Below are 24292 nucleotides of genomic sequence, written 5' to 3'. Positions count from 1 at the left end.
CCGTCCTAGCCGTCGTCCCCTGAGTTCCTGCCGCCGCGCCCGCTCTTGTCCGAGCGGCGCACCAGCTCGCCCACTGCGAGCGTCACTCTCGCCACGATACGAACCCACCGGGGACCGCCACGTTCCGCCCACACCACGCAGACACACCCGCCGACGGCAATCGCCAACGCGCCGAGCAGCGCCAACATGCTCCCCCACCTCTTCTTTCGTTCTTCCGGTCCCACTGATCGTCTCAGACCGGCCGGGCCCGCTCGGCGGGGGCTGCTCGACCAGGTCCTCTTCGTGGTCTCCGTCAGTGAACTGGGCGGCTGTGGTGGGGTGTTACCGCCTTGTGAGCTGTTTGAACAGCACGTCCGGGCCGTTGGCGTGCGGGTGGAATCCGTGGTCTTCGAGAAGCTCGTCCGCCTGCTTCATGGAGTACAGGCGGTACGGGCTGCTCTGCTGTGCCACCACGGCATCGCCCTGCTTCACGGTGTAGTGCTTGGTGAAGAGTCCGCCGCCGTGGTCGTCGATGTCCTGTTCGTAGACGAGTCCGCCGGGCAAGGGCCTCGCGTACGCGTGGGGCGCCTCCTGGATCGACAGGAGGAGCAGCCCGCCGGGGCGCAGCATCGCGGCGACGTTCTCAAGTCCCTTAGCGTTGGCGGCGTCGTCCGGGAGATGGCTGCCCAGGCGGGCCTGCGCCTGGGTCAGCATGTCGGCGGTGTGGTCGACGCCTGTGATCCTCAGCTTCTTCTCGGGGGCGATTTTCAGGAGTCGCTCGCACATGAGGCCCGTGCCTACGCCCAGTTCCAGGAGGTCCCTGCTGTCGCCGAGGCAGCGCGACAGGTGCTGGGCGTAGGCGCCGTAGTCGTAATAGCCCGAACTCATGATGAGGTTGTAGTGACTGGCAAGTCCCGCATAGGAGTTGGTCACGCCCGCACTCTAGAGTGCGGAGTTTTCATGTCGGCAGGGCAATTCGCGCCGTAGGTCGTAAGGGTGGATCCTTCGGCACCGGTGAGCCGAGTGTCTGCTGCGGTTCTTCTCAGTCTCCGTGCAGTTGCTCGGCCAGTCCGATGATGATGCCCTCCGGGCCGCGGATGTAGCAGAGCAGATAGCTGTTCTCGAACCGGGCGATCTCGCCGAGGAGTTCGGCGCCGTGGGGGCGCAGGCGGGCGACGGTGTCCTCGATGTCGTCGACGGCGAACATGACGCGGTGTGTGCCCAGGATGTTGTGCGGCTTGTTGCGCGGGCCGGCGCTGGTCGCTGCGGGGTTGCGGTATTTCGCCAGCTCGAGTCGGCTGTGGCCGTCCGGGGTCCGGACCATCGCGATGTCGCAGCGGACGCCGTCGAGTCCGGTGCACTGGTCGGCGAAGAGGCCCTCCACCTCGCCTCTGCCCTCCAACTCCATGCCCAGTTCCACGAAGAACGCGATGGCTGCGTCCATGTCCTCGACGACGATGCCGACGTTGTCCATGCGCTGAATCGCCATGGAGGTTTCTCCTTCTCGCTCGGACGTCCGGGGTTGCGCTTCGTGGCTTCCATGTTTCCTCGACGCTTCGCAGCGTGTGGGCGTATGTGTTGCGCCTCCGCAATCAATTCACCGTGTCGGGTCACCCTCGGGGGGGGGAGTTCCCCGCGTCGCTCGCGGTGGTGCGGTACGTGGCACCATGGCCGCATGTTGATCCGAAAGGCCGATGCCGCGTAGGCCTCCGAAGGGGCTGCGTGCTGAGCGTTGGCGGCCCAGAAGAGGTGTTCCCGTTCGCCGGATCCGTGGGGTGTCCGCGGCGACTCGTGCGGCGATCCGGAAGGCGGAAGAGGAGCGTCTGTGGCCGGGGGCTGTGGTTGCTGCCCTGGCGGAGTGCCGGCGGTATCTGGGGCAACCGGGGCGTGTGCTGCCGGATCCGGTGGCGGGCTGCGACTGCTGTGATCCTCTCGTGGCGCGTGACCTTCTGGAGGACGTGCTGCTGTGGCTTCCCCGTGGTGCTCGGGCCGACCTCGGCAGGATCGTGGCCGGGCTGGACGCCGAGTTCGACCGCAGGGTCGTCTCCCTCGGCTCCCACCTCGTACTCGCGACTCCCTTGAGTACTTGGGGGTATTGGCGCCGGAGGTTCATGGAGATGGGGTGACCGTGGCCGTCGGCGTCGGCGTCGGCCCTGCACCGTGCTTCGCGTCGCTGCTTCCGGTGGAGTACGGCCGTTGTCTCCGTCTGCAGGACGCCGGCGTACCGGTCGGCGTGTGACCTTGAGGTGGCCGCGTCGGCTCACTGGGAAAGGACTGCTGTCCGACTCCGACCGCAAGAGCAAGAGCAACTGCGGCTGCGGCTGCGGCTCCGGGTCGGTCATGCGGGCATCGCGGTGGGTGTCGCCGCGATCGTGCAGTTGGGCTGACCGGACTGATCCTCACTGAACCAGGCGCTAGCGAAGGGCTTTTCATGCGCATGCACTACCGGACAGGCCTGCTTCTGCTCGCCGTCGCCGGGTTTCATCTGGTCGTTCTCGTCGTCGACGGCGGGGCGTGGGACGGGCCCGTGTCATGGCGGAAGCCGATCACGTTCGGGGTGTCCTTCGGCCTCAGCGTGCTCACGCTCACCTGGATCTCCGGGTTCGTACGGCTCGGGGACCGCGCCCGGCGGGTGCTGCTCGGAGTCTTCGCCGCGGCCTCGGTGTTGGAGGTGGGCCTGACGTCGATGCAGGCGTGGCGCGGGGTGCCCTCGCACTTCAACCTGGAGACCACGTTCGACACGGTGGTGGCCCGGCTGCTCGCCGTGGGCGGGGTGACGCTGATCGTGGTGGTGGTCGCGCTGACGGCCGCCGCGTTCCGTGCCGGCGACGGCTCCGAGATGCCGGCCGAGGTGCCGGCCGACATGCGGTTGGCGGTGCGGGCCGGGCTTGTGGCGCTGGTGGCGTCCATGGCTTTCGGTGCGGCCATGATCGCCCGGGGTCTGACGCTTGAAGGGGCGGGGCGTCGGCAGGCGGCGTACGAGTTGGCCGGTTCGCTCCGGCCTGCCCATGCGGTGACGATGCACGCCGTCCTGCTGCTGCCCGCGCTCGCCTGGCTGCTGCGCCGCTCGGCACGGCCGGTCGCGGAACGGCTGCGTCTGGTCCGTATCGCCACGGGCAGTTACGTGGTGTGCGCGGTCCTCGTCACCGTCGCCTCCGTCGTCGGCTTCGGCGTCCTGACGCCCGCCACGGCCGCCGCAGCCAGTGCCGCAGTCGTGGTCACCCCGGCGCTTGCCGCGCTCGCCATCGGTGTCGGCGGACGGCGAACGGCAGATCGGCTGTAGGTCACCGGGTCCGTGCGGCGCGTCTCAGGCCGGTCCCGCCAGGTGCTGCCAGACCGTCGGGTCCGTGCGCGGGCCGCCAGGGGTGTTCGCGCCGTACGCGGCGATCTCGGCGTCGAGGTCGAGGGGGCGGGTGGGGGAGGTCATGGCCGTGAGTTCCGCGACCACCGCCGAGTCCGGGACCAGCCAGCACACCTCGAAGTCCAGGTCGTCCGGGTCGCGCGCGTACAGCGCTTTGGTGGAGCCGTGGTTGCTCGCCCCGGTCAGCGCGCCCGCCTCGGTGAGGGCGCCCTGGATGCGGCGGAGTTCGGCGAGGGTGTCGACCTCCCAGGCCAGGTGGTAGAGGCCCACCCCGCCGGTTCGGTGGCTGCCGCCGGGTGTCGTCTCCTTGGACTGGAAGAGGCCCAGGTCGTGGTCGTTGGCGGAGCTCGCCGCCTGCAGGAACGCGGCTCCGGGGAAGGCCTCGGGCAGCGGCCGGAAGCCCAGGACGTCGCAGTAGAAGGACGTGCTGCGCGCCAGGTCGGAGACGAAGAGCACGGCGTGGTTCAGCCGGTGGATCGGCATGGTCGGCTTCGGGTCCGTTCACGAGGTGGTGTGCGGTCGTGCCGAGTATTCAGCACCGGCCGGAGGGTGTCGACGGTTGCCGTGATCATGGTGTTCGGCTCGGGCCGCCCCGGCGTGGTTGGCCGGGGCGGCCCGAGCGTCCCGTTAGGCGTGCCGCGCGGGTTCCTTCTGCTCCGACTTCCCCTGTTCTGCGGGCTGTTCAGCGTGCTGGAGGGCCGAGTTGCGGCGGCCGAAGGCCAGGTAGAGGGCGGCGGCCAGGAGCAGCCAGCAGCCGAAGAGGGTCCAGGTGATGCCGGGCAGCAGGTATGCGAGGTACAGGCAGGAGACCGCGGACAGGATCGGTACGACGGGGTAGAGCGGGACCTTGAAGGGCCGGGGTGCGTCCGGGGCGATGCGGCGCAGCACGACGACCGCCGCGGCCACGGCGACGAACGCGACGAGGGTGCCCATGCTCGTCAGGTCGGCGAGGTACTGGAGCGGTACGAGCGCCGCGAGGCCGCCGACGCAGGCGCCGACGATCCACGTGTTGTGCACGGGGGTGTGCCGTTCGCGGTCCACGCGTCGGAAGACCTGCGGCACCAGGCCATCGCGCGCCATGGAGAAGAGGATGCGGGTCTGGCCGAAGAGCGTCACCAGGACGACGCTGAAGATGGAGACGACCGCGCCGGCGGCGAGCAGCATGGCGGGCCAGCCGGCGCCGGTGACGTCCCGCAGGATCTGCGCGAGGACCGCTTCGCCCGCGTCGGCCTGCTGGCCGAACTTCTCGGTCGGCTGGGCTCCGACGGCCGCGACCGCGACGAGGATGTAGAGCGCGGTGACGGTGGCGAGGGTGAGCAGCAGGGCGAGGGGGATGGTGCGGCGCGGGTTGCGGACTTCCTCGCTGGCGGTGGCGACGGTGTCGAAGCCGACGTACGAGAAGAAGACGCCGGACGCGGCGATGCCGATGCCGCCGATGCCGTGGGGTGCGAAGTCGCTGAAGTTCTCGGTGCGGAAGGCGGTCAGGGCGACGGCGACGAAGAGGAGCAGGACGCCGATCTTCACGCACACCATGACCGCGTTGACGGTGGCGGACTCGCGGGTGCCGCGGGCGAGGAGCAGCGAGCAGAGCAGGACGACGACGAGGGCGGGAATGTTGACGTAGCCGCCGGCGCCCGGGGCCTGGCTGATCGCGTCGGGCAGGGCGAACCCGAAGAGGGAGGAGGACAGTTCGTTGAGGTATTGGCCCCAGCTGACGGCGACCGTCGACACGGCGACGCCGTACTCGAGGATCAGGCACCAGGCGACGAGGTAGGCGGCGCCCTCGCCGAGTGAGGCGTACGTGTACGAGTAGGTACTGCCGGCGACGGGGACGGTGCCGGCGAGTTCCACGTAGCAGAGCGCCGCGAGTCCGGCCACGGCGGCGGCGACGACGAAGGACAGGATCACGCTCGGGCCGGCGTCGGGGACGGTGGTGCCGAGGACGAAGAAGATGCCGGTGCCGACCACGGAGCTGATGCCGAGGAGCGTCAACTGGCCGAGTCCCATGGTGCGTTGGAGTGTTCCTCCGCCCGCGTCCGCACTGCTGCCGGGGTCGGAGTGAGGGGGCGGGTCGTTGCTCTCGGCGATCATCGTGGTGAGTGGTTTACGGCGACACAGCTGGTTTGAGATGCGGCCCATGGCTCTTCTCCTGAGGGTCCCGGCGGACGGTCGTCGGTTTCGGGTGCCGGGGATCTTTCGGGATGGGCCCGGTGGCGGACAACCGCGGAGAAGTACAAGTGGGTGCAGGTCAGTTGGACAGATCGACGGGTTGTCGCCACCGCTGTTCGATCTGTAGTGCCTGCCGGGTGAGGGCGGCCACCAGGTCGCGGATGCTCGGTGCGGCGGTGCTGCGCAGTACGGCGACGCTGATCTCCCGGGCCAACGGCGCGCCCTCCAGCGGGCGTACGGCGATGTCGTCGCGCGGGGTGCCGAGGGCGAGGCGGGGCACGACCGCGACGCCGGCGCCTGCGGCGACGAAGCCCTGCACCATGGCGTAGTCGTCGGTCCGCAGGGTGTGCACGGGCTCGAAGTCCGCCTTGGCGCAGGCCCAGGAAAGGAGTCGGTCGCAGGGGTCGCCGGGGTCGGCCGCGCCGATCCAGTCCTCGTCGCGCAACGCGTCGAGGGGCACGAGGTCCTGCTGGGCGCAGGGGTGGTCGAGCGGCAGGGTGAGGAGCAGCGGGTCGTGGAGGAGCGGGTGCACGTCGAAGTCGTCGTCGAGGTCCAGGCGGTCGCCGGGCTGCGAGAAGACGAGGGCCGCGTCCAGTTCCCTGGCCCTCAACCCCTTGAGGAGTACGGGGAGTTCGCCCTCGGTGAGGGAGACGTTCACGCCGCCGGTGCGCAGGGACTTCACGGCGGGCGGCAGGAGCAGTGCGCCGGCGGTGGGGAAGGTGCCGATGTGCAGGGTGTGCGTGCCGCGTTCGGCGAGGTCCCGCACTTCGCGTTCGGCGGACTGCAGTCGTTCGAGGACTGCTTCGGCGTGCGGCAGGAGGGCGGTGCCGAGTTCGGTCAGGACGGCGCCGCGCGGCCCTCGGCGTACCAGTTCGGCGTCGAAGTGGGCTTCGAGGACCGACAGGTGGTGGGTGATGGTGGGCTGGCTGTAGTGCAGGGAGCGTGCCGCGGCGGCGAGCGAGCCCTCGCGGGCTATGGCTCTGAGGGCGTGCAGTTGGCGGAGTTCGAGCATGCGGGGCGGGGGTCTTTCCGGGGAGTGCGGTTGGGGCTTTGCGGGGAGGTGCGGTTGGGGGTTTCCGGGGCGGCGCGTGCAGGGAGTCGCGGAGTTATAGACGGCGTATGGAGAGGTGCAGGAAAGTGACGGGTTCCTCTATGGGCGGCAGCCTGCCACGCTCACCTGCGTGAACACCAGATCCACCGCACTCGCACCGGCCCCCTCTCCCGCGCCTTCCCTTGAACGGCAGCTGTCCGCCCCGTACGCCGAGGCCTTGCGTGCGCACGCAGGGCGCGGCTGGCTGCGGCTCAACGTGCCCGGACACGCCGCGGACGCACCCCGATTCGGCCCGCTGGCCGAACTGCTCGGCCCGGCCGCGCTCTCCCTCGATTTCCCGCCGCTGCTGGACGGCATCGATCTGGGTGCGTCGGCGCCGCTTGCGCAGGCCGAGCGGCTCGCCGCCGAGGCGTGGGGTGCGCGACGCACCTGGTTCCTGACCAACGGCGCCTCGCAGGGCAACCAGATCGCCTCGCTCGTCACCCCTGCGCTCGGCGGTGACACGCTGGTGGTGCAGCGGAGCGTCCACTCGAGCGTCATCGACGGCCTGGTGCTCTCCGGCCTCGACGCGGCGTTCGTGCAGCCGTCGGTCGACGCCGACCAGGGCATCGCGCACGGTGTCGACGCCGCCGCGCTCGCCGAGGCCCTGGCCCGCTGCCCGCGTCCCGCGGCGGCGTACGTGGTGTCGCCGAGCTATTTCGGTGCGGTCGCCGACGTACGGGCCCTGGCGGACGTCGCTCATGCCGCGGGGGTGCCGCTGATCGTGGACGAGGCCTGGGGCGCGCACTTCGGCTTCCATCCGTCGTTGCCCGCCAACGCCCTGTCCCAGGGGGCGGACCTGGTCACCTCCAGTACGCACAAACTGGGCGGCAGCCTCACCCAGTCGGCGATGCTGCACCTCGGGCACGGGCCGTTCGCCGACCGTCTCGAACCGCTCGTCGACCGGGCGTTCCGGCTCGTCCAGTCGACGAGTGCCAGCGCCCTGCTGCTCGCCTCGCTCGACCTGGCGCGCGCCCAACTCGCCCAGGGCGGCGAACAGTTGGGTGCGTCGATCGACGCGGCGGAGCGGGTGCGGGAGGCCGTGCGGCGGCTCGGGCGTTACCGCCTCGTCAGCGACTCCTTCGGCCGCTTCGGGGACATCGCAGCCGCCGACCCGCTGCGGATCGCCGTCGACACCCGCAGCGGCGGCATCCCCGGCCACGAGGCGCGGCGGCTGCTCTACCGGGACCACCAGATCATGGTCGAGGTGGCCACGGACGCGGCGATCGTCGCGGTGGTCGGCGCGGGCTCGCTGCCGGACACGGCGCGGTTCGTGGAGGCCCTGCACTGCCTGCCCGCGCCGCTCGCCGACGAGGACGCGCCGCGGCCCTCGCTCCGGCTGCCCTCCCCCGGCCCCGCCCGGCTCTCGGCCCGCGAGGCGTTCCTGCGGCCCGCGCGCCTGCTGCCCGCGGCCGAGGCGGTGGGCCAGGTCTCCGCGGACACCTTGGCCGCCTACCCGCCGGGCATCCCCAACGTGCTGCCCGGCGAGGTCATCACGGCCGAGGTCGTCGACTTCCTGCAGCGCACGGCGTCAGCGCCGTACGGCCATGTGCGCGGCGCCCACGACGCGACGGTGTCCCAGCTGCGCGTCGTGGACGACGCAGGTGCGGCGGCGGGTACGGAGTGACGCCGAGGTGTGCGCAGCAGGCGTCCGCGAGCTGCGCCCCGGGGTGCGGCGCGCGGACTCCGGCTCGGTGAACTCCCCGTTGCCGTAGGCGAGTTGGCGACCTGCCGAGACCGTGAGTCACCCCTTCCCGGTGGGCCTACTCCTCCTCGCACCACCCGTCCACGTCGCGCACGCCGTCTTCGGCGAGTGCGGCCAGGTGGGCCGGGCAGCCGAACGTCTCCGCGTCGGGGTGCGGGGCCGGGACGGTGTCCGGGGCGTGGAGGTGTCGTAGGGCCGCGCCGTCGAGCCGTTCCAGGGCGGGGTGGTCGTCGTGGGCGCAGGTGTCCGGGTGTGGGGTTTCGGCGACGGTGCGCAGCAGCGTCCGGATGTCGCGGGCGAGGGCGATGGCCGGGCCGGGGTGCGTGATGCGCAAGGCCGCTGCGGCGGTCAGGACGAGGACGGTGCGCTCGCGGTCGTCCGCGGCGTGCGCGTGCCGTCGGGCGGCCCAGATGCCCTGGAGTTCGCGGGCCGGCGCGTCCCGCCTGTCGAACAGTGCGGTGAACGGCTCGATGGCGAGGGTCCCGTCGGCGTGCAGGAGTTCCGCGTCGAGGTGCTGGGTCTCCCGGTGACCGAACAACTCCTCGCGCCCGTCGCGCAGTTCGCGGAGGGTGTCGCGGGCGGTGGCCGCGGTGAACCGGGGGCACAGCCAGAGGGCGAGGTCGACCCCGGCCTGTTGCAGGAGGGCGCGGCCGTCGGCGTCGCCCAGGTGCACGCCGAGCGTGAGGGTGTCGTCGGCGACGGCGGGGCTGTCCGGATCGTCGTCGTCGAGGATGCCGGGCAGCCTGGGGTGCCCGTCGTCGCCGTGCGCGCAGGGGTGGTCGAGGGCGTCGAGCGGGACCTTCTCCAAGGTCTCGATCAGGTCGTCGAGGACCCATCGCTCGCGTACGACCCCGGACAGCGCGTACGAGGACGCCGCCGTCGCGACCAGTACGCCGCCCGCACGGTCCGCGTCACCTTTCAGGTAGTGGAGTTCCGAGCCGGCGTTCGCGATCTCGTTGTAGGCGTCGAACCCGTATCCCTCCAGGACGGAGTTGAGGCTGTCGAGCGCGTCCTGGGCGTCCTCGGAGAGGCGCGCCGGCACGTCGGCGGCGGAGCCGGGCTCCAGCCGGTCCATGCCCACGCGTGCGAGGCCTGCGATGTTGCGCGGGCAGGCCCGCTGCGAGCAGTCGCCGCACGCAGTCGAGGAGGCGGTCTCGGCCGGTTCGGCGGCGCCCGCGCCGTCCGTGGGTTCGATCATGCCCCGTACGACGCGGGGCCCGGGGCGGAAGTTCCCGCAGGTGCACGCGCTCCCGGAGAGCCGGGGCCCGATGTGACGGGATGCGCGAACCGGGAGGTTCGGGAGAATTGCCGTGATTGCGCCTGTTTCGCTGGGCATTTCGCCGTATTCGAGAGGACTCGCTTCATGACTGTCGCTGACACGCCGATGCACCTCACGCGAGGCGCCCACGTCGGGATCTCGGTCTCCGACCTGGACGCCTCGGTCGCGTTCTACACGGCCCTGACCGGGCGGGAGCCCGTCGCCGAGGGCACCATGAGCAGCGGGCCGTTCGGCCGTTCGCAGGGGCTGCCGGTCGCGAAGCTGCGGTACGCGACGATCAACATCGACGGGCTCGGCATCGACCTGATCCAGTTCACGGAGCCGGTGGGCGAGCGCACCGACGGCAAGGCGAACCGGCCCGGCTCGATGCATCTGTGCTTCAAGGTCGACGACTTCGACGCGGTGTACGAGCGCATGAAGGAGGCCGGTTACGACTTCCTCGGCGACGACTACACGTTCCTCGCGGGCGAGGTCACCCCGGAGGCCGCGCTCGGCACCAAGGTCGCGTACTTCAACGACCCGGACGGCACCAACCTGGAGATCATCGAACCCAAGGGCGGGTTCGCCAACTAGGGCCGCGGCAGCCGGTGTTGCGCACCTCAGTCCTGGTCGACGGTCAGGACGAGCTTGCCGCGGGTGTGGCCCGCGGCGTTGAGGCGCCAGGCCTCGGCGGCCTCGGCGAGCGGGAAGGTCCGCTCGACGTGCACGGCGAGTCCGCCCCGGTCGGCCAGTTCGGCGAGGGCCGTGAGGTCGGCGGTGTCGGGGCGCACCCACACGTAGTGGCCGCCCTTGTCCGCCGCGCCGGAGTCGACGATGGACGCGAGGCGCTCCGGTCGGCGAAGGAGTCGCAGCGAGGTGTCCACGGCGTCCCCGCCGGCGAAGTCGAGTGCGGCGTCGACGCCTTCGGGCGCCAGGCGGTGCACGCGGTCGGTGAGGCCGGGGCCGTAGGCGACGGGTTCCGCGCCCAGCTCCCGTACGAACGCGTGGTTGCGGGGGCTCGCCGTGCCGATGACACGCGCGCCGAGGGACCTGGCGATCTGCACGCCGAGGGAGCCGACCCCGCCCGCGGCGGCGTGCACGAGGACGGTGTCGCCCGCGCGCACGCCGACCCGCTTGATCGCCTGGTACGCGGTGAGGCCCGCGAGAGGCACCGCCGCGGCCTGCTCCCAGCCGAGGGCGGCGGGCTTGCGGGCGAGCATGCGGACGTGCGCGGAGACCAGCTGGGCGTACGCGCCGTGCTTGACGGTGTCCTTGCGGACGTAGCCGAAGACCTCGTCGCCCGGTGCGTACTCCTCCACGTCGAAGCCGACGCGTTCGACGACTCCGGCGACGTCCCAGCCGGGGACCAGCGGGAAGCCGGTGTGCATGAGCGGATCGAGGCGGCCCTCGGCGTGCTTCCAGTCGACCGGGTTGACCCCGGCGGCGCGGACGCGGATCAGGACCTCGCCGGGCGCGACCTTCGGGTCCGGCAGTTCGGTGTACCGGAGGTCGTCCGGTCCGCCGTACGCGTTCAGGGTGACGGCCTTCATGCTGCGGTCACCGCCGGCGGGGTGCGGGTGGCCTCGACCGTGTGGACGAGCGGGGCGAGCTGCGGGTCCTCGGCGGCTTCGGCGAGGGCTTCGCGCAGGGCGGCCTCGTTGGTGGGGCGGGCCTCTTCGAGGAGCCTCAGGCCCTCGGCGGAGACGTTGGTGTAGATGCCCCGCCGGTCGGTGGGGCACAGGTAGCGGGCGAGCAGCCCGCGGTCCTCGAGGCGGGTGACGAGTCGGGTGGTGGCGCTCTGGCTGAGGACGACGGAGTCGGCGACCTGCTTCATCTGCAGGTGGCCGCCTTCGCCGTCGTGCTGGCGGCTGAGCACGTCGAGCAGGGAGTACTCGCGCACGCTCAGACCGTGTCCGGCCTGGAGGGCGTGCTCCAGGTGAGACTCGATCCGGCCGTGCAGCAGCGAGAGGGCGCACCAGCCGTGGGCCAGGGCGGTGAGTGCGGGGGCGGTTGCGGTCATGGGGGCTCCTTCGTCGGGCCGACCCCTCAATAGTTGCACACGAGGGCTAATGCATGCCAGGGTTAGCGCCACTTGCATTTATCCCGCGCTTGCAATTATTGTCTTGCAACGTAACCACCATGCGCAATCACCTGGAAGGTACTCCCCCATGCCTCTCGCGCTCCTGGCCCTCGCCATCGGGGCCTTCGGGATCGGCACCACCGAATTCGTGATCATGGGCGTGCTGCCCCAGGTCGCAGGAGACTTCGGCGTCACCATCCCGACGGCCGGCTGGCTGGTCTCCGGTTACGCGCTCGGCGTCGTCATCGGCGCCCCGCTGCTGACCGTGCTCGGCACCCGGGTCTCCCGCAAGAAGATGCTCATGTTCCTCATGGGCCTGTTCATCGCCGGCAACGCCCTCTCCGCCGCCGCCCCCAGCTTCGGCCTCATGCTGACCGGCCGGATCGTCGCCTCCCTCGCGCACGGCGCGTTCTTCGGCATCGGCTCCGTCGTCGCCGCCGACCTGGTCGCCCCGCAGAAGAAGGCCTCCGCGATCTCCCTGATGTTCATGGGACTGACCGTGGCCAACATCGTCGGCGTCCCCGGCGGCACGTACGTCGGCCAGGCCGCCGGCTGGCGCGTCACGTTCGCCCTAGTCGCCGCGCTCGGCGTGATCGGACTGCTCGGCGTCGCCAAGCTCGTCCCCGAGACCGGCCGGCCCGAGTCGGTGAGCGTCCGCGGCGAGTTCGCCGCGTTCAAGAACGTGCAGGTCTGGCTCGCCATGGCGATGACCGTCCTCGGCTACGGCGGTGTGTTCGCCGCGATCACCTACATCACGCCGATGATGACCGAGGTCGCCGGCTACACCGAGGGCGCCGTGACCTGGCTGCTCGTCCTGTTCGGCGTCGGCATGTTCCTCGGCAACCTGCTCGGCGGGAAGTTCGCCGACCGTGCCCTGATGCCGATGCTGTTCACCGCCCTGGCCGCCCTCACCGCCGCCCTGCTCCTGTTCACGGCGACCGCGCACAACAAGGTCCTCGCCGCGATCACCCTGTCCCTGATCGGCGCCCTCGGCTTCGCGACCGTGCCGCCGCTGCAGAAGTGGGTACTCGACCAGGCCTCGGCCGCCCCCACCCTGGCCTCCGCCGCCAACATCGGCGCGTTCAACCTCGGCAACGCCCTCGCGGCCTGGCTCGGCGGCGTCGTCATCGCCGCGGGCCTCGGCTTCACCGCCCCGAACTGGGTCGGCGCGATCCTCTCCGGCACGGCGCTGCTGCTCGCCTTCCTGGCGGCCCACCTGGACCGCCGCACCCGTAGGGCGAGCCGGGTCGTCGCCGGGTCCGCTGCGGCCGAGCCCGCACCGGCGACGGTCTGACCGCAGACCTCGCCCCCTCTCCCTGAATCAACCCCTCCCCCCGAAACACCCCTCCCTCGAAGGAACCCCTCATGAGCACCGCCACCGCCACCGCCGTCGCCCCGCTGACCACCGCCGATGCCGAGCTTCTGATCGACTCGGCCCGCCGCGCCGCCACGGCCTCCGGGGTCGCCGTCAGCGTCACCGTCCTCGACTCGGGCGGCCACCTGCTCGCCTTCCGCCGCGACGAGCAGGCCGTGCTGATCTCCGGCGAGACCAGCACCCGCAAGGCCTACACCGCACTGCAGTTGAACTCCCCCACCGCCGACCTGGTCGACCTGGTCAAGCCCGACGGGCCGTTCCACTCCCTGCCCACCGCTCTCGACAGGCCGCTGCTCTTCATCGCGGGCGGCAGCCCCGTCCACCGCGACGGCCGGCTGATCGGCGCGATCGGCGTCGGCGGCGGCGCCCCCGAGCAGGACCACGGCTTCTCCGCCGCCGCGCTCGCCGAGCTGGCCGAGTCCGTCCGATGAGCCGCACCCCGCAGGAGGTCTTCGCCGACCACGGCGACCGGCTCGGCACCCGCGACCTCGCCCTGATCAGCGAGAACTACACCGAGGACGCCGTGTTCCTCACCCCCGAGGGCACCCTCACGGGGCGTGCGGGAGTACGGCAGGGCATCGGGCGGCTGCTCGCCGATCTGCCGGACGCCGACTGGCAGTTGACGCCGATGTTCGCCGGGGACGTGCTGTTCCTGCAGTGGAGCGCCGCCACCGACACCCACGAGGTCACCGACGGCGTCGACACGTTCGTCTTCCGCGACGGGCTCATCAGCGCCCAGACCGTCCGCTACACCCTGACCACCCGCACGACCCCCGACACGACCCCCCGTACGACCCGTACCGTCTGAAAGGTCACGCAACCATGGCACCGAACACCAGCGTTCCCACCGTCACCCTCAACAACGGCGTCGAGATCCCGCAGCTCGGCTTCGGCGTCTTCCAGGTCCCCGACGCGGAGACCACCGCGGCCGTCGCCTCCGCCCTGGAGGCGGGCTACCGCTCCATCGACACCGCCGCGATCTACGGCAACGAGGCCGGCGTCGGCAAGGCCCTCGCCGAGTCCGGGGTGGCCCGCGAGGACCTGTTCATCACCACCAAGCTGTGGAACGCCGACCAGGGCTACGACTCCACGCTCCGCGCCTTCGACGACAGCCTGGCCAAGCTGGGCCTCGACCACGTCGACATGTACCTGATCCACTGGCCCACCCCGGCCCGTGACCTGTACAAGGAGACCTGGAGGGCCATCGAGAAGCTGGTCGCCGACGGCCGGGTCCGCACCGCGGGCGTCTCCAACTTCCAGCCCGACCACCTGAAGCGCCTGATCGACGGCGCCGAGCTCGTCCCGGCCGTCAACCAGGTCGAGCTGCACCCGGGCCTCCAGCAGAGCGAACTGCGCGCTGTGCACGCCGAGTTGGGCATCGCCACCGAGGCGTGGAGCCCGCTCGCCCAGGGTGCCGTCCTGAAGGACGAGGCCGTCACGACCGTCGCCGACCGGCACGGCAAGTCCCCGGCCCAGGTCGTCCTGCGCTGGCATCTGCAGCTCGGCAACATCGTCATCCCCAAGTCGGTGACGCCCGAGCGCATCCGGCAGAACCTCGACGTCTTCGACTTCGCCCTCTCCGACGACGAGATGGCCGCGGTCGCCGGTCTCGACCGCGACCTGCGCACCGGCCCGCACCCGGACCAGTTCAACTGACCCGGCCGGGGCGGTGGTTCAGCCGCTCCCGACGGGCTCCCCCGGCCCGCGCGGGCGGGATGGCAGGTCCCACCCGCGCGGGCCCGTTCATGTCCGCCCGCCCACTGTCCGCCCGCGCACTCCGACGTACCGATCAGCGAAAGCCGTGCCTGTGATGTCCCACTCCCCCACCGCCCTCGACCGGCTCGTGAACCCCGCGGGCCTGCCGACCCTGGGCCTCGAACTGCCCCTCGACAACGACTGGGGCAGCACCCGCCTTCGCGCACTCGCCGCCGACCCGTACGCGGGCCGCCCCTTCGGCGTAGCCGACCTGGCCCGCCACGCCGAACTCGCCCGACTCGCCGACCAGTTGGGCTTCGCGGGCCTGTGGGTGCGGGACGTGCCGCTGTACGACCCCGAGCACTTCGGGGACGCCGGCTCCGTCTTCGAGACGTTCACGCACCTCGGGCATCTCGCCGCCGTCACCGAGCGGGCCGTGCTCGGCACCGCGGCCGTCGTGCTGCCGCTGCGGCAGCCGTTGCTCGTCGCCAAGGCCGCCGCGACCGTCGACGTCCTGTCCGGCGGCCGCTTCGTCCTCGGCCTGGCCAGCGGGGACAGGCCCGTCGAGTACCCACTGTTCGGCGAGGACTTCCACGCCCGCGGGGCCGCCTTCCGTACGGGAGTGGAGACGCTGCGCGAGGCCTGGGCCGCGCGGTCCGGGGGCGCGGGCATGAGCCTGCCGGAGCTCGGCCTCGACGCCGGGCGCCGCCTGGACGTGCTGCCCAAGCCGACCGGCGGCACCGTGCCGATCGCGATCGCCGGGCACGCCCAGCAGTCCGCCGAGTGGATATCCGAGAACGCCGACGCCTCCCTCAACTACCCCCGCCCGCTGGGGGCGTTGAAGCTCAAGACGCGGGAGTGGCAGGAGCTGACGGTCGCCGCGCCGAAGCCGTACCTCACGCCCATGCAGCTCGACCTCACCGAGGACCCCGCCACCCCCGCGAGCGCGATCCGGCTCGGCCTGCGCACCGGCGGCAAGGCGCTCGTGGAGCATCTGCGGGCGATGGGCGAACTCGGCGTCGCACACGTCTCGTTCAACCTGCGGCCCGGCGACCGGCCGGTGGACGAGGTGCTCCAGGAACTCGCCGAGACGGTCCTGCCGCACTTCCCCTCGTACGGAGAGTGAAGCGCGCGTACGGAGTGAAGCGCGCGTAGCGGCGGGACGAACGGGACCACGTGGCTCAACAGGCCCTCATCGCGGGGACTGCTGGGCCATGTCCGCGTTTCGGGCGATTGTTGGACGCCTGCGCCTGGTGGTGATCAACTGCCCTCAGCAGAATGCGTACGACCCGTCCCCTCTTGGAGGCAGACCATGCCGGCCGACAGCACCGCCCTGATCCCGTCCGACGTGACCATGGGCTGGATCACCCGTCTCATGGGCATCGACACCACGAGCCGCGACAGCAACCTGCCGCTCATCGAGCTCGTCGCCGAGGAGATACGGGCCCACGGGATCGAGCCGGTGCTCGTGCCCAACGCCGAGGGCACGAAGGCCAACCTGCTCGCCACGGTCCCCGCCGCCGACGGGTCGGTCACCGGGGGCGTCGTCCTGTCCGGCCACACCGACGTCGTGCCCGTCGACGGGCAGCCGTGGAGCAGCGAGCCGTTCCGCCCCGAGGTCCGCGACGGCCGCCTGTACGGCCGGGGCGCCTGCGACATGAAGTCCTTCGTCGGCGCGATCGTCGCGAAGCTGCCGCAGCTCACCGGCGCGCCCCTGAGCGAGCCCGTGCATCTGGCGTTCTCGTACGACGAGGAGATCGGCTGCGCCGGGGCCCCGTCCCTGGTCGACGAGATCGGGCGGCGTGGACTGCGCCCGCGCGCGTGCGTGGTCGGGGAGCCGACGAGCATGCGGGTCATCCGCGGCCACAAGTCCATCACTCTGCTCCGGGTCGCGTTCCACGGTGTGGCCGCGCATTCCTCGCTCACGCCGCAGGGCGTCAACGCGATCGAGTACGCGGCGCAGCTCGTGCGGTTCGTCCGCGCCTTCGCCGAACGGCAGCGCGCGGAGGGGCCGTTCGACGAGTTCTACGAGGTGCCGTTCACGACGGCGACGGTCAACGAGATCTCCGGCGGTATCGCCGTGAACACCGTCCCGGCGGAGTGCTCCCTGAGCTTCGAGTTCCGTGCGGTCGCGGGCGTCGACGTGGACGAGACGGTCGAGATGTTCCGCGCGGAGGTGCGGCGTATCGAGGCGCTGATGCGGGAGGAGAACCCGCAGGCGCGCATCGAGGTGTCGGTCGGCGCGAAGGCCCCGGGGCTCGACACCGCCCTTGACGCCGAGGTCATGGACCTGGCCACGCGCTGGGGCGGCGAGGCGAGCCCGGGGAAGGTCACGTACGGCACCGAGGCGGGGCTGTTCCACGAGGCCGGCATCCCGACGGTGGTGTGCGGGCCCGGCGACATCGCGCAGGCGCACGCGCCGGACGAGTTCGTCGAGCTCGACCAGATCGCGCGGTGCGAGGCGTTCCTGGACCGCCTCATCGACGATCTGCGTTCCTGAGCAGCCCGGTTCGGACGGCGTCCGTCCCGGCGCCACTGAAGAGAAGGGGGCCCCACCCACCATGAACACCCGACCTGTCGGCACACCCTCCGACCCGCCTGTCGACGGCGCCGCGGCGGCCGTTTCCCCGGAACGTGTCGCGGCCGCCCGCAAGGCGGTGATCAGCAGCTCGATCGGCGCGGCCCTCGAGTGGTTCGACATCATCGTGTACGCGTCGTTCGCGGTCGTCATCGCGAAGAACTTCTTCCCCGGGGGCGACGCCGGTCTCGGCCTCATCCTGACGTTCGCGACGTTCGCGATCTCGTATCTGGTGCGGCCCCTCGGCGGGCTGCTCATCGGCGGCTACGGCGACCGGCACGGCCGCAAGAAGGCACTCACCCTGACGCTGCTGCTGATGATGGCCGGGACGGTGCTGATGGCGGCCGCCCCGACGCACGCCTCGATCGGGGCGTGGGCGGGCCTGATCATCCTGCTGTCGCGGCTCGTCCAGGGCTTCTCGGCGGGTGCGGAGTTCGGCACGGCGACGACGTTCCTCATCGAGACGGCCCCGCACCGCAAGGTCTACTACTCGTCCTGGCAGGTGGCCAGCCAGGGGGCGTCGATGTTCCTCGCCTCGGCCTTCGGCTACGTCCTGTTCAAGTACCTGTCCGAGGAGGATCTGTACGCCTGGGGCTGGCGGGTCCCGTTCGTCGTCGGCATCCTCGTCGGCCCGGTCGGCCTGTACATCCGGGCGCGGCTCTCCGAGACCGAGGAGTTCAGCCGGGGGCCGCGGGAGCACGCGCCGGTGCGGTCCACGCTGACCCGGCACCTGGGCCGGGTGCTCGCGGGCGCGGCGTGCGTCGGCGTCGCGACGATCTCCGTCTACCTGATCCTCTACATGCCGACGTTCGCGGTGAAGAGCCTCGGGGTGCCGGCCGACGCCGCGTATCTCGGGGGTGCGGTCGCCGGTCTCGTGACGCTCGTCGGGGTTCCGCTGGTCGGCAAGCTGGCGGACCGGGTGGGTCCCGCCCGGGTGATGACGTGGGCGGCCGTCGCCGCGCTGGCCCTCGCGTGGCCGCTGTTCAGGGCGCTGACCAGCTCGCCGACGGTGCCCATGCTCGTCCTGGTCATCGCGGTGCTCGGCGTCGTCATGGCGTTCTACTTCGCGCCGCTGCCCGCGCTGTTGACGTCGCTGTATCCGGGCGAGGTGCGGACGACCGCGGTCTCCGCGGCGTACAACCTCGGGGTGACGCTGCTCGGCGGCATCGCGCCGCTGGTGCTCACGTGGCTCATCGACCGCACCGGGTCGCTCGACTCGCCGAGCCTGTACTACATGGGCGTCGCGGTCGTCTCCCTGGCCGGGCTGTGGTTCGTGCGGCGGCAGGAGGGTGTGCGCTGACCTGACGGCCGACGGCCGGTGCGGTGGCGTCGCGAACTGCCGCTGCCGCACCGGCCGTTGGCCATTCCGGGGATCTACCTGAAGGCGGCGTGGCCCGTGAGAGCCTGGCCGAGGGCGAGGGTGTGCATCTCCGTCGTGCCCTCGTACGTGAGGACGGACTCCAGGTTGTTGGCGTGCCGGATGACCGGGTATTCGAGGGAGATGCCGTTCGCGCCGAGGATCGTACGGGCGGTGCGGCAGATGTCGATGGCCTCGCGGACGTTGTTGAGCTTGCCGAAGCTGATCTGCGCGGGGTGCACGCCGGCGTCCGAGTCCTTGAGGGCCGACAGGTGCAGGGCGGTCAGGGTGGCCTTGTGGAGTTCGAGGGCCATGTCGACCAGCTTCTGCTGGGTGAGCTGGAACGCCGCGATGGGCTTGCCGAACTGCTCACGCTGCAGGGCGTATTCACGTGCCGCCCGCCACGCCGAGCGGGCCGCGCCGGTCACGCCCCACACGATGCCGTAGCGGGCCTCGTTCAGGCAGGTCAGGGGTGCGCCGACGCCGCGGGCCGCGGGGAGTTGCGCGGAGGCGGGGAGGCGTACGCCGTCCAGGACGAGTTCGCTCGTGACCGAGGCGCGCAGCGACATCTTGTGCTTGATGAGCGGCGCGGAGAAGCCCGGGGTGTCGGTGGGGACGACGAACCCGCGTACGCCGTCCTCGGTCCGGGCCCAGACGACCGCGACGGCCGCGACCGAGCCGTTGGTGATCCACATCTTGCGGCCGTCGAGGATCCAGTCTCCCCCACTCTCGGCTCCGCTCGAGCGGGAGGTGCCCCCACCGTCGCGGCGGGCGCGGGTCGTCATCGAGGACGGGTCGGAGCCGTGGTCCGGCTCGGTGAGGCCGAAGCAGCCGATGGCCTCGCCCGCGGCCATGCGCGGCAGCCACTCCTGCTTCTGCTCCTCGGAGCCGAAGCGGTGGATCGCGAACATGGCGAGGGAGCCCTGCACGGAGACGAAGGACCGCAGGCCTGAGTCGGTGGCCTCCAGTTCGCGGCAGGCGACGCCGTACGCGCGGGCCGACATGCCGGCGCAGCCGTAGCCCTCCAGGTGCATGCCGAGGAGGCCCAACTTGCCGAATTCTCGGGCGAGTTCGGGGAGGTTCGGGAGTTCGCCGGACTCGAACCAGTCGGCGATGTGCGGTTCGACCTTGTCGTCGAGGTACTGGCGGACGGTGTCGCGGACGGCGCGCTCCTCGTCGGTGAGGAGGGCTTCGAGGTGCAGCGGGTCGGCGGCGTCGAGGGCGGGGAACGGCATCGGTGTCAGGCTCCTTGCGGTGAGTTCGGTGCGGCCGGTCGGCTCAGCAGCCGGTCGATGTCGGCCTGCCCGTATCCGAGTTCGGCGAGTACGGCGCGGCTGTGCTGGCCGAGGGTGGGCGGGGCGGTGCGCACCGGCGGGCGCGTGCCGCGGAAGGTGACGGGGAAGGCGACCTGCTGGAGCGGGCCCACATCGGGGTGGTCGACCTTCTGCACCATGTCGAGGGCGGCGGTCTGGGGGCAGTCGTAGACCTCGTCGAGGGTGCGGATGGCGGCGACGGGGACGCCGAGGGGTTTGAGCAACTCCACCCAGTGAGCGACGGGTTCGTCCACGAGGACGGCTTCCAGTTTGGCGTTGAGGGCGTTGCGGTGCGTGACGCGGGCGCGGTTGGTCGCGAAGCGGTCGTCGTCCGCCCACTGCGGATGGCCGAGCGCCGTGGCCAGGCGACGGAAGAGGGCGTCGTTGCCGACGGCGATGACGAAGTGCCCGTCGGCGGCCGGGTAGGCCTGGTACGGGACGAGGCTGGGGTGCCCGGAGCCGAGCCGGGAGGGGCGTTCGCCGGTGGCGAAGTAGCCGGTGGCCCAGTTGATGTGCAGGGCGAGCTGGGACTCGTACAGCGAGGTGGTGACGTACTGGCCGTGGCCCGTGCGCTCGCGTTCCACAAGGGCCGAGGTGACGCCGATCAGGCCGAAGAGGGCGGCGCCGAGGTCGCCCATGGCGTAGCCGGCCTTGACGGGCGGGCCATCGGGTTCGCCGGTGAGGGACATGAGGCCGGCGCTCGCCTGCGCCACCATGTCGTAGCCGGGCTCGTCGCGCAGGGGTCCTGTGTCGCCGAAGGCGGAGATGTGCAGGAGGACGAGGCGGGGGTAACGGGCGCTGAGTTCCTCGTAGTCGAAGATGCGGGCCAGCGACGATCCCGGGCGGAAGTTCTCCACCATGACGTCGGCGTCGGAGAGCATCCGGTGCACGGCCTCCTGCCCGGCCTCGGACTTGAGGTCGAGGGTGACGGAGCGTTTGTTGCGGTTGGCGGCCAGGTAGTAGGTGGCGTCGGGGCCGTTGAAGGGCGGTCCCCAGGTGCGGGTGGGGTCGCCGCCGTCGGGGTGCTCGACCTTGACGACGTCCGCGCCGAGGTCGGCGAGGGACATGGTGACGTACGGCCCGGCGAGGATCTTGGACAGGTCGATGACCTTCATGCCCTTTAGGGGGGCCGCCGGTGTCTGCTCAGGCATGGTCGGACTCCTGAAGGGTGTGGGCCCCGTGGGGGGTGTCGGACTCCTGAAGGGTGTCGGACTCCTGAAGGGTGTCGGGCGGGACGGGACCGCCGTCGGCGAGTGCGGCGAAGTCGTCCCGGAGGGCGGTGCGGGGCAGCGCGGCCGGGTCCGGGTCGTCGAGCAGGGCGCTGTAGCTGCGGGCGACGAGCAGGGCCCGGCCGTCGCCCGTGGTGTGTGTCTCGTGGTCGGCCTGGTCGTGCAGGAGGGTCGCCATGACGGCGCGGCTCAGGTCGTCCGCGTACCGGCCGATCCTCATCTCCTGTTCGTCCGGCGGGAGTTGGAGGAGTGCGTCGCCCTTGGCGCGGAGGGCCTCCCAGCGGCTCTTCGTCTCGGACCGGCTCCCGTAGGCGGCGGCGAGGGTGTGGTGCGCGTTCTGCCGGCGCATGCAGCGCAGTACGTCGAGGGCGATGACGTTCGATGAGCCCTCCCAGATGGAGCCGAGGTGGGCGTCGCGGACGAGGCGGGGGTTGACCCAGTCCTCGATGTAGCCGTTGCCGCCGCGGATCTCCATGGCCTCGCCGGTGACGGTGCGGGCGCGTTTGCACAGGGTGTGCTTGGCGAGCGGGGTGAGGACGCGGACGATCGCACGGGCCTCGGCGTCGCCTTCGTCGGCGGCGCTCAGCCTGGCCGCGGCCTCGATCACCAGGTGCAGGGCGGCCTCGGTGTCGAGGACCATGGGCAGCAGCGTGGCCCGCATCAGCGGCTGGTCGAAGAGGGGCTTGCCGAAGACGTGGCGTGCGCGGGTGTGGTCGACGGACTCGCGTACGGCGCGGCGCATCAGGGCGGTGGCGCGCATGGCGTTGGAGAGGCGGGAGACGTTGAGCATCTCGGCCATCTGCCGGAATCCGTCGGCGAGTTGACCGACGGGCGTCGCGTACGCCTCTTCGAGGGTGACCTCGCCGCTGGCGATGGAGCGCGAGCCCAGCTTGTCCTTGAGGCGGTCGACGCGGATCGCGTTGCGGGTCCCGTCCGGGCGCAGCCGGGGCACGAGGAACATGCCGAGGCCGCGGGTGCCTTCGCCCTGGCCGGGGACACGGGCGAGGGTGAGGATCACGTCGGCGCTCGGGTTGGAGGCGAACCACTTCTTGCCGGTGAGGGTCCAGTGGTCGCCCTGGTCGGTGGCGACGGTCTCGGTCAGGCCGACGTCCGTGCCGCCCTGCTTCTCCGTCATGAACATCGCGCCGGTGGCCCGGAGTTCGGGATCGGTGGAGGAGAGGGCGGCGATCTCCTCCACGTACCGCTCGGGGTCGAACAGGCGCAGGATGCGGGCGGCGGAGTCCGTCATGGACAGCGGGCAGGCCATACCGAACTCGGACTGCACATAGAGGTAGGACAGCGCGTACTTGACGGTGTGCGGGACCTTGGTGGGCCAGCCGAGGACGCCGGGCCGGTGCGACATCGCGGCGAGGCCGAAGCGCTCGTAGGCGAGGGCGGCGGCCTTGTCGTGGGCCGGGTGGAAGGCGATCTCGTCGATACGGGCCCCGTCGGGGGCGTACGGGACGAGGCGGGGCGGGTTGGCGTCGGCGAGCGCGGCCTGCCGGTCGAGCTCCCCGGCGGCGAGGGCCCCGAGTTCGTCGAGGTGGGGTTCGACACGGGCACGGTCGTCGGCGGACAGAACGCGGTCGAGGAGCGGCCGCAGGGCGGGATCGCGGTCGGCGAAGTTCACGTGGGACACCTCAGGCGGGTTGTGTCGTACGGGAGTTGGCGGGCGCGAGGACGTTGTCGCCCCCGGTGCGGGCCAGCAGGGGCAGCACGCCGGCGAGCGTGAGCGCGGTGTAGCCCAGGCCCAGGCCGACGACGGGCCAGATCGATCCGGAGGTGGAGAGGAGCCACTGCGAGACGATCGGCGCGGTCCCGGCGAACAGCGTCGTGCACAGCTGGTACGAGAGGGACATGCCGGTGTAGCGGACCTCCACCGGGTAGACCCGGGCGAGGATGCCGGCGAGGGCGGCGTAGTACATGGCGTGCGGGAACGTGGCGAGGCCCATGCCGAGCACGGCGAGCCAGAAGTCGCCGGTGGCCACGAGCACGAACATCAGCGGCAGCAGCACGAATTCGGGCAGCAGCATCCACAGCACGGCCTTGCGCACGGGCCATTTGCTGGCGAGGACCGCGCCGAAGGGCTGCACGATCACCTGCACGACGAGGGCGAGCGAGATGACGGTGAGGAACGTCGAGCGGTCGAAGTCGAGGTCGGAGGTGGCCCAGGACAGGGCGAACGTCGTCTTCACATAGGTGATGGCGACACCGGCGGTGCCCGCGATGACGCCGAGGAACACGAGCAGCGGGTAGCGGGTGAGCACCGTCTTGATGGGCAGCTTGACGGGCTTGTTGCGGGCGAGAGCCGTCTGCATCTCCGGTGTCTCGGCCAGCCTGAGGCGGATGAAGAGACCGATCCCGACCAGCACCGCCGAGAACAGGAACGGTACCCGCCAGCCCCACGACTCGAAGGCCGCGTCCGGGAGTTGGGCGATGCCGAGGAACGCGAGCGTGGCGAGCAGGTTGCCGACCGGCGAGCCCTGCTGGGCGAAGGCGCCGTAGAGCAGCTTGCGCTTGGGCGGGGCGTACTCGGTGGCGATGAGGACCGCCCCGCCCCACTCGCCGCCCATGGCCACGCCCTGGATCATGCGGAGCAGCACGAGCAGGATCGGGGCCGCGGCGCCTATCTGCGCGTAGCCGGGCAGCAGGCCCACGCAGAAGGTGGCGGCGCCCATCATCGTGAGCGTGGTGACGAGGGCCTTCTTGCGGCCGTATTTGTCGCCGAAGTGCCCGAAGATCAGGCCGCCGAGGGGGCGGGCGAGGAAGCCGACCCAGAAGGTGGCGAAGGCGGCGAGGGTGCCGACGGCGGGTGAGGCGTCGGCGAAGAAGACCTTGCCGAGGACCAGCGCGGACGCCGAGCCGTAGATGTAGAAGTCGAACCACTCGATGGTGGTGCCGACGAACGCGGTGACGCCGGCCCGCCGGGCGTCCCGCGCCTGAGCCGCGGGCTGTGCGTCGGGGTGTGCGTCGGGCTTCGCTTCGGGGTGTGCGTCGAGCTTCGCTTCGGGGTGTGCGTCGAGCTTCGCTTCGGATTGAGCTTCGGGTCGTGCTTCCGGCTTCGCCTCGGCCTGGGGGTCTTGCTGCATGACGAGCGTCCTCT

At 71.3% G+C, this 24292-nt stretch carries 24 protein-coding genes; 11 read left to right on the top strand and 13 right to left on the bottom strand.

All coding sequences use genetic code 11. The annotated features are described in order from the left end of the window. Positions 1–5 precede the first annotated feature (5 nt). From QIS96_RS14920 to QIS96_RS14910, 3 genes are all read right to left on the bottom strand, one after another. Entirely contained in the window at positions 6–188 is a 183-nt protein-coding gene (locus tag QIS96_RS14920) for a hypothetical protein (RefSeq protein ID WP_282543043.1), read from the bottom strand. A 133-nt stretch (positions 189–321) separates the two neighbouring features. Then, positions 322–912, bottom strand: a complete 591-nt coding sequence (locus QIS96_RS14915; protein ID WP_282543042.1) for a class I SAM-dependent methyltransferase — start codon at positions 910–912, stop codon at positions 322–324. A gap of 109 nt (positions 913–1021) precedes the next feature. Continuing rightward, entirely contained in the window at positions 1022–1468 is a 447-nt protein-coding gene (locus tag QIS96_RS14910; RefSeq protein ID WP_282543041.1) for a VOC family protein, read from the bottom strand. A 445-nt stretch (positions 1469–1913) separates the two neighbouring features. Here QIS96_RS14910 and QIS96_RS14905 point away from each other — a divergent pair, with 445 nt between their 5' ends. Together QIS96_RS14905 and QIS96_RS14900 are read left to right on the top strand one after the other, a co-directional pair. Beyond that, on the top strand, positions 1914–2105 hold the full coding sequence (locus tag QIS96_RS14905) for a hypothetical protein (protein ID WP_282543040.1): 192 nt from the start codon (positions 1914–1916) through the stop codon (positions 2103–2105). A gap of 311 nt (positions 2106–2416) precedes the next feature. Next, positions 2417–3262: a hypothetical protein gene (locus QIS96_RS14900; RefSeq protein ID WP_282543039.1), complete on the top strand. Its 846-nt coding sequence runs from the start codon at positions 2417–2419 to the stop codon at positions 3260–3262. A 24-nt stretch (positions 3263–3286) separates the two neighbouring features. On the opposite strand, the gene QIS96_RS14895 is transcribed toward QIS96_RS14900, so the two are convergent. The 3 genes from QIS96_RS14895 to QIS96_RS14885 all read right to left on the bottom strand — a co-directional run bounded on the left by QIS96_RS14895 (position 3287) and on the right by QIS96_RS14885 (position 6521). Further along, on the bottom strand, positions 3287–3823 hold the full coding sequence (locus QIS96_RS14895) for a VOC family protein (RefSeq protein WP_282543038.1): 537 nt from the start codon (positions 3821–3823) through the stop codon (positions 3287–3289). Positions 3824–3967: 144 nt separating this feature from the next. Continuing rightward, on the bottom strand, positions 3968–5479 hold the full coding sequence (locus tag QIS96_RS14890) for an APC family permease (RefSeq protein WP_282543037.1): 1512 nt from the start codon (positions 5477–5479) through the stop codon (positions 3968–3970). Positions 5480–5588: 109 nt separating this feature from the next. Further along, positions 5589–6521, bottom strand: a complete 933-nt coding sequence (locus tag QIS96_RS14885; RefSeq protein ID WP_282543036.1) for a LysR family transcriptional regulator — start codon at positions 6519–6521, stop codon at positions 5589–5591. A 169-nt stretch (positions 6522–6690) separates the two neighbouring features. Between QIS96_RS14885 and QIS96_RS14880 the strand changes: the two genes are divergently transcribed. Next, positions 6691–8226, top strand: coding sequence for an aminotransferase class I/II-fold pyridoxal phosphate-dependent enzyme (locus QIS96_RS14880; RefSeq protein ID WP_282543035.1), 1536 nt, complete (start codon positions 6691–6693; stop codon positions 8224–8226). 136 nt (positions 8227–8362) lie between these two features. On the opposite strand, the gene QIS96_RS14875 is transcribed toward QIS96_RS14880, so the two are convergent. After that, positions 8363–9502, bottom strand: a complete 1140-nt coding sequence (locus tag QIS96_RS14875) for a hypothetical protein (RefSeq protein WP_282543034.1) — start codon at positions 9500–9502, stop codon at positions 8363–8365. A gap of 165 nt (positions 9503–9667) precedes the next feature. Here QIS96_RS14875 and QIS96_RS14870 point away from each other — a divergent pair, with 165 nt between their 5' ends. Then, positions 9668–10156 (top strand): VOC family protein, encoded by a 489-nt coding sequence (locus QIS96_RS14870; protein WP_282543033.1) that lies wholly within the window; start codon positions 9668–9670, stop codon positions 10154–10156. Between the two features lie 26 nt (positions 10157–10182). Here QIS96_RS14870 and QIS96_RS14865 read toward each other — a convergent pair whose 3' ends face one another. Together QIS96_RS14865 and QIS96_RS14860 are read right to left on the bottom strand one after the other, a co-directional pair. Continuing rightward, on the bottom strand, positions 10183–11112 hold the full coding sequence (locus QIS96_RS14865; protein WP_282543032.1) for an NADP-dependent oxidoreductase: 930 nt from the start codon (positions 11110–11112) through the stop codon (positions 10183–10185). Then, positions 11109–11582: a MarR family winged helix-turn-helix transcriptional regulator gene (locus tag QIS96_RS14860; protein WP_282543031.1), complete on the bottom strand. Its 474-nt coding sequence runs from the start codon at positions 11580–11582 to the stop codon at positions 11109–11111. Before QIS96_RS14860 ends, QIS96_RS14865 begins: the two co-directional genes overlap by 4 nt. Before the next feature lie 148 nt (positions 11583–11730). On the opposite strand from QIS96_RS14860, the gene QIS96_RS14855 reads away from it, so the two are divergent. The 7 genes from QIS96_RS14855 to QIS96_RS14825 all read left to right on the top strand — a co-directional run bounded on the left by QIS96_RS14855 (position 11731) and on the right by QIS96_RS14825 (position 18590). Further along, entirely contained in the window at positions 11731–12936 is a 1206-nt protein-coding gene (locus QIS96_RS14855; protein WP_282543030.1) for an MFS transporter, read from the top strand. 71 nt (positions 12937–13007) lie between these two features. Next, positions 13008–13448, top strand: a complete 441-nt coding sequence (locus tag QIS96_RS14850; RefSeq protein ID WP_282543029.1) for a GlcG/HbpS family heme-binding protein — start codon at positions 13008–13010, stop codon at positions 13446–13448. Beyond that, the gene (locus QIS96_RS14845) at positions 13445–13825 is read left to right on the top strand and encodes a nuclear transport factor 2 family protein (RefSeq protein WP_282543028.1); all 381 of its coding nucleotides are present in this window, start codon (positions 13445–13447) and stop codon (positions 13823–13825) included. The genes QIS96_RS14850 and QIS96_RS14845 overlap by 4 nt, the downstream gene beginning before the upstream one ends. Positions 13826–13839: 14 nt before the next feature. After that, positions 13840–14673: an aldo/keto reductase gene (locus tag QIS96_RS14840; RefSeq protein WP_282543027.1), complete on the top strand. Its 834-nt coding sequence runs from the start codon at positions 13840–13842 to the stop codon at positions 14671–14673. Positions 14674–14827: 154 nt separating this feature from the next. Then, positions 14828–15838 carry a TIGR03571 family LLM class oxidoreductase gene (locus tag QIS96_RS14835; protein WP_282543026.1) on the top strand — a complete coding sequence of 337 codons (1011 nt, stop codon included), beginning with the start codon at positions 14828–14830 and terminating at the stop codon, positions 15836–15838. Between the two features lie 186 nt (positions 15839–16024). Continuing rightward, positions 16025–17212, top strand: a complete 1188-nt coding sequence (gene argE, locus QIS96_RS14830) for an acetylornithine deacetylase (RefSeq protein ID WP_282543025.1) — start codon at positions 16025–16027, stop codon at positions 17210–17212. A 61-nt stretch (positions 17213–17273) separates the two neighbouring features. Continuing rightward, on the top strand, positions 17274–18590 hold the full coding sequence (locus tag QIS96_RS14825; protein WP_282543024.1) for an MFS transporter: 1317 nt from the start codon (positions 17274–17276) through the stop codon (positions 18588–18590). 74 nt (positions 18591–18664) lie between these two features. Here the strand turns inward: QIS96_RS14825 and QIS96_RS14820 are convergent, their stop codons facing one another. Genes QIS96_RS14820 through QIS96_RS14805 form a run of 4 tightly spaced genes read right to left on the bottom strand, consistent with a single transcriptional unit; the run spans position 18665 to position 24278 of the window. Next, complete coding sequence (locus tag QIS96_RS14820; protein ID WP_282543023.1) at positions 18665–19882, bottom strand: acyl-CoA dehydrogenase family protein; 1218 nt, start codon at positions 19880–19882, stop codon at positions 18665–18667. A 5-nt stretch (positions 19883–19887) separates the two neighbouring features. Beyond that, complete coding sequence (locus QIS96_RS14815; RefSeq protein ID WP_282543022.1) at positions 19888–21111, bottom strand: CaiB/BaiF CoA transferase family protein; 1224 nt, start codon at positions 21109–21111, stop codon at positions 19888–19890. Further along, the gene (locus QIS96_RS14810) at positions 21104–22819 is read right to left on the bottom strand and encodes an acyl-CoA dehydrogenase family protein (protein WP_282543021.1); all 1716 of its coding nucleotides are present in this window, start codon (positions 22817–22819) and stop codon (positions 21104–21106) included. Before QIS96_RS14810 ends, QIS96_RS14815 begins: the two co-directional genes overlap by 8 nt. 10 nt (positions 22820–22829) lie before the next feature. Next, entirely contained in the window at positions 22830–24278 is a 1449-nt protein-coding gene (locus tag QIS96_RS14805; protein ID WP_282543020.1) for an MFS transporter, read from the bottom strand. Between the last annotated feature and the right edge of the window lie 14 nt (positions 24279–24292).

The sequence above is a fragment of the Streptomyces cavernicola genome (assembly GCF_029968035.1).
Lineage (GTDB): Bacteria > Actinomycetota > Actinomycetes > Streptomycetales > Streptomycetaceae > Streptomyces > Streptomyces cavernicola.
The sequence above is the reverse complement of the archived record's forward strand: the minus strand, read 5'-3'. Positions and strand labels throughout refer to the sequence as shown.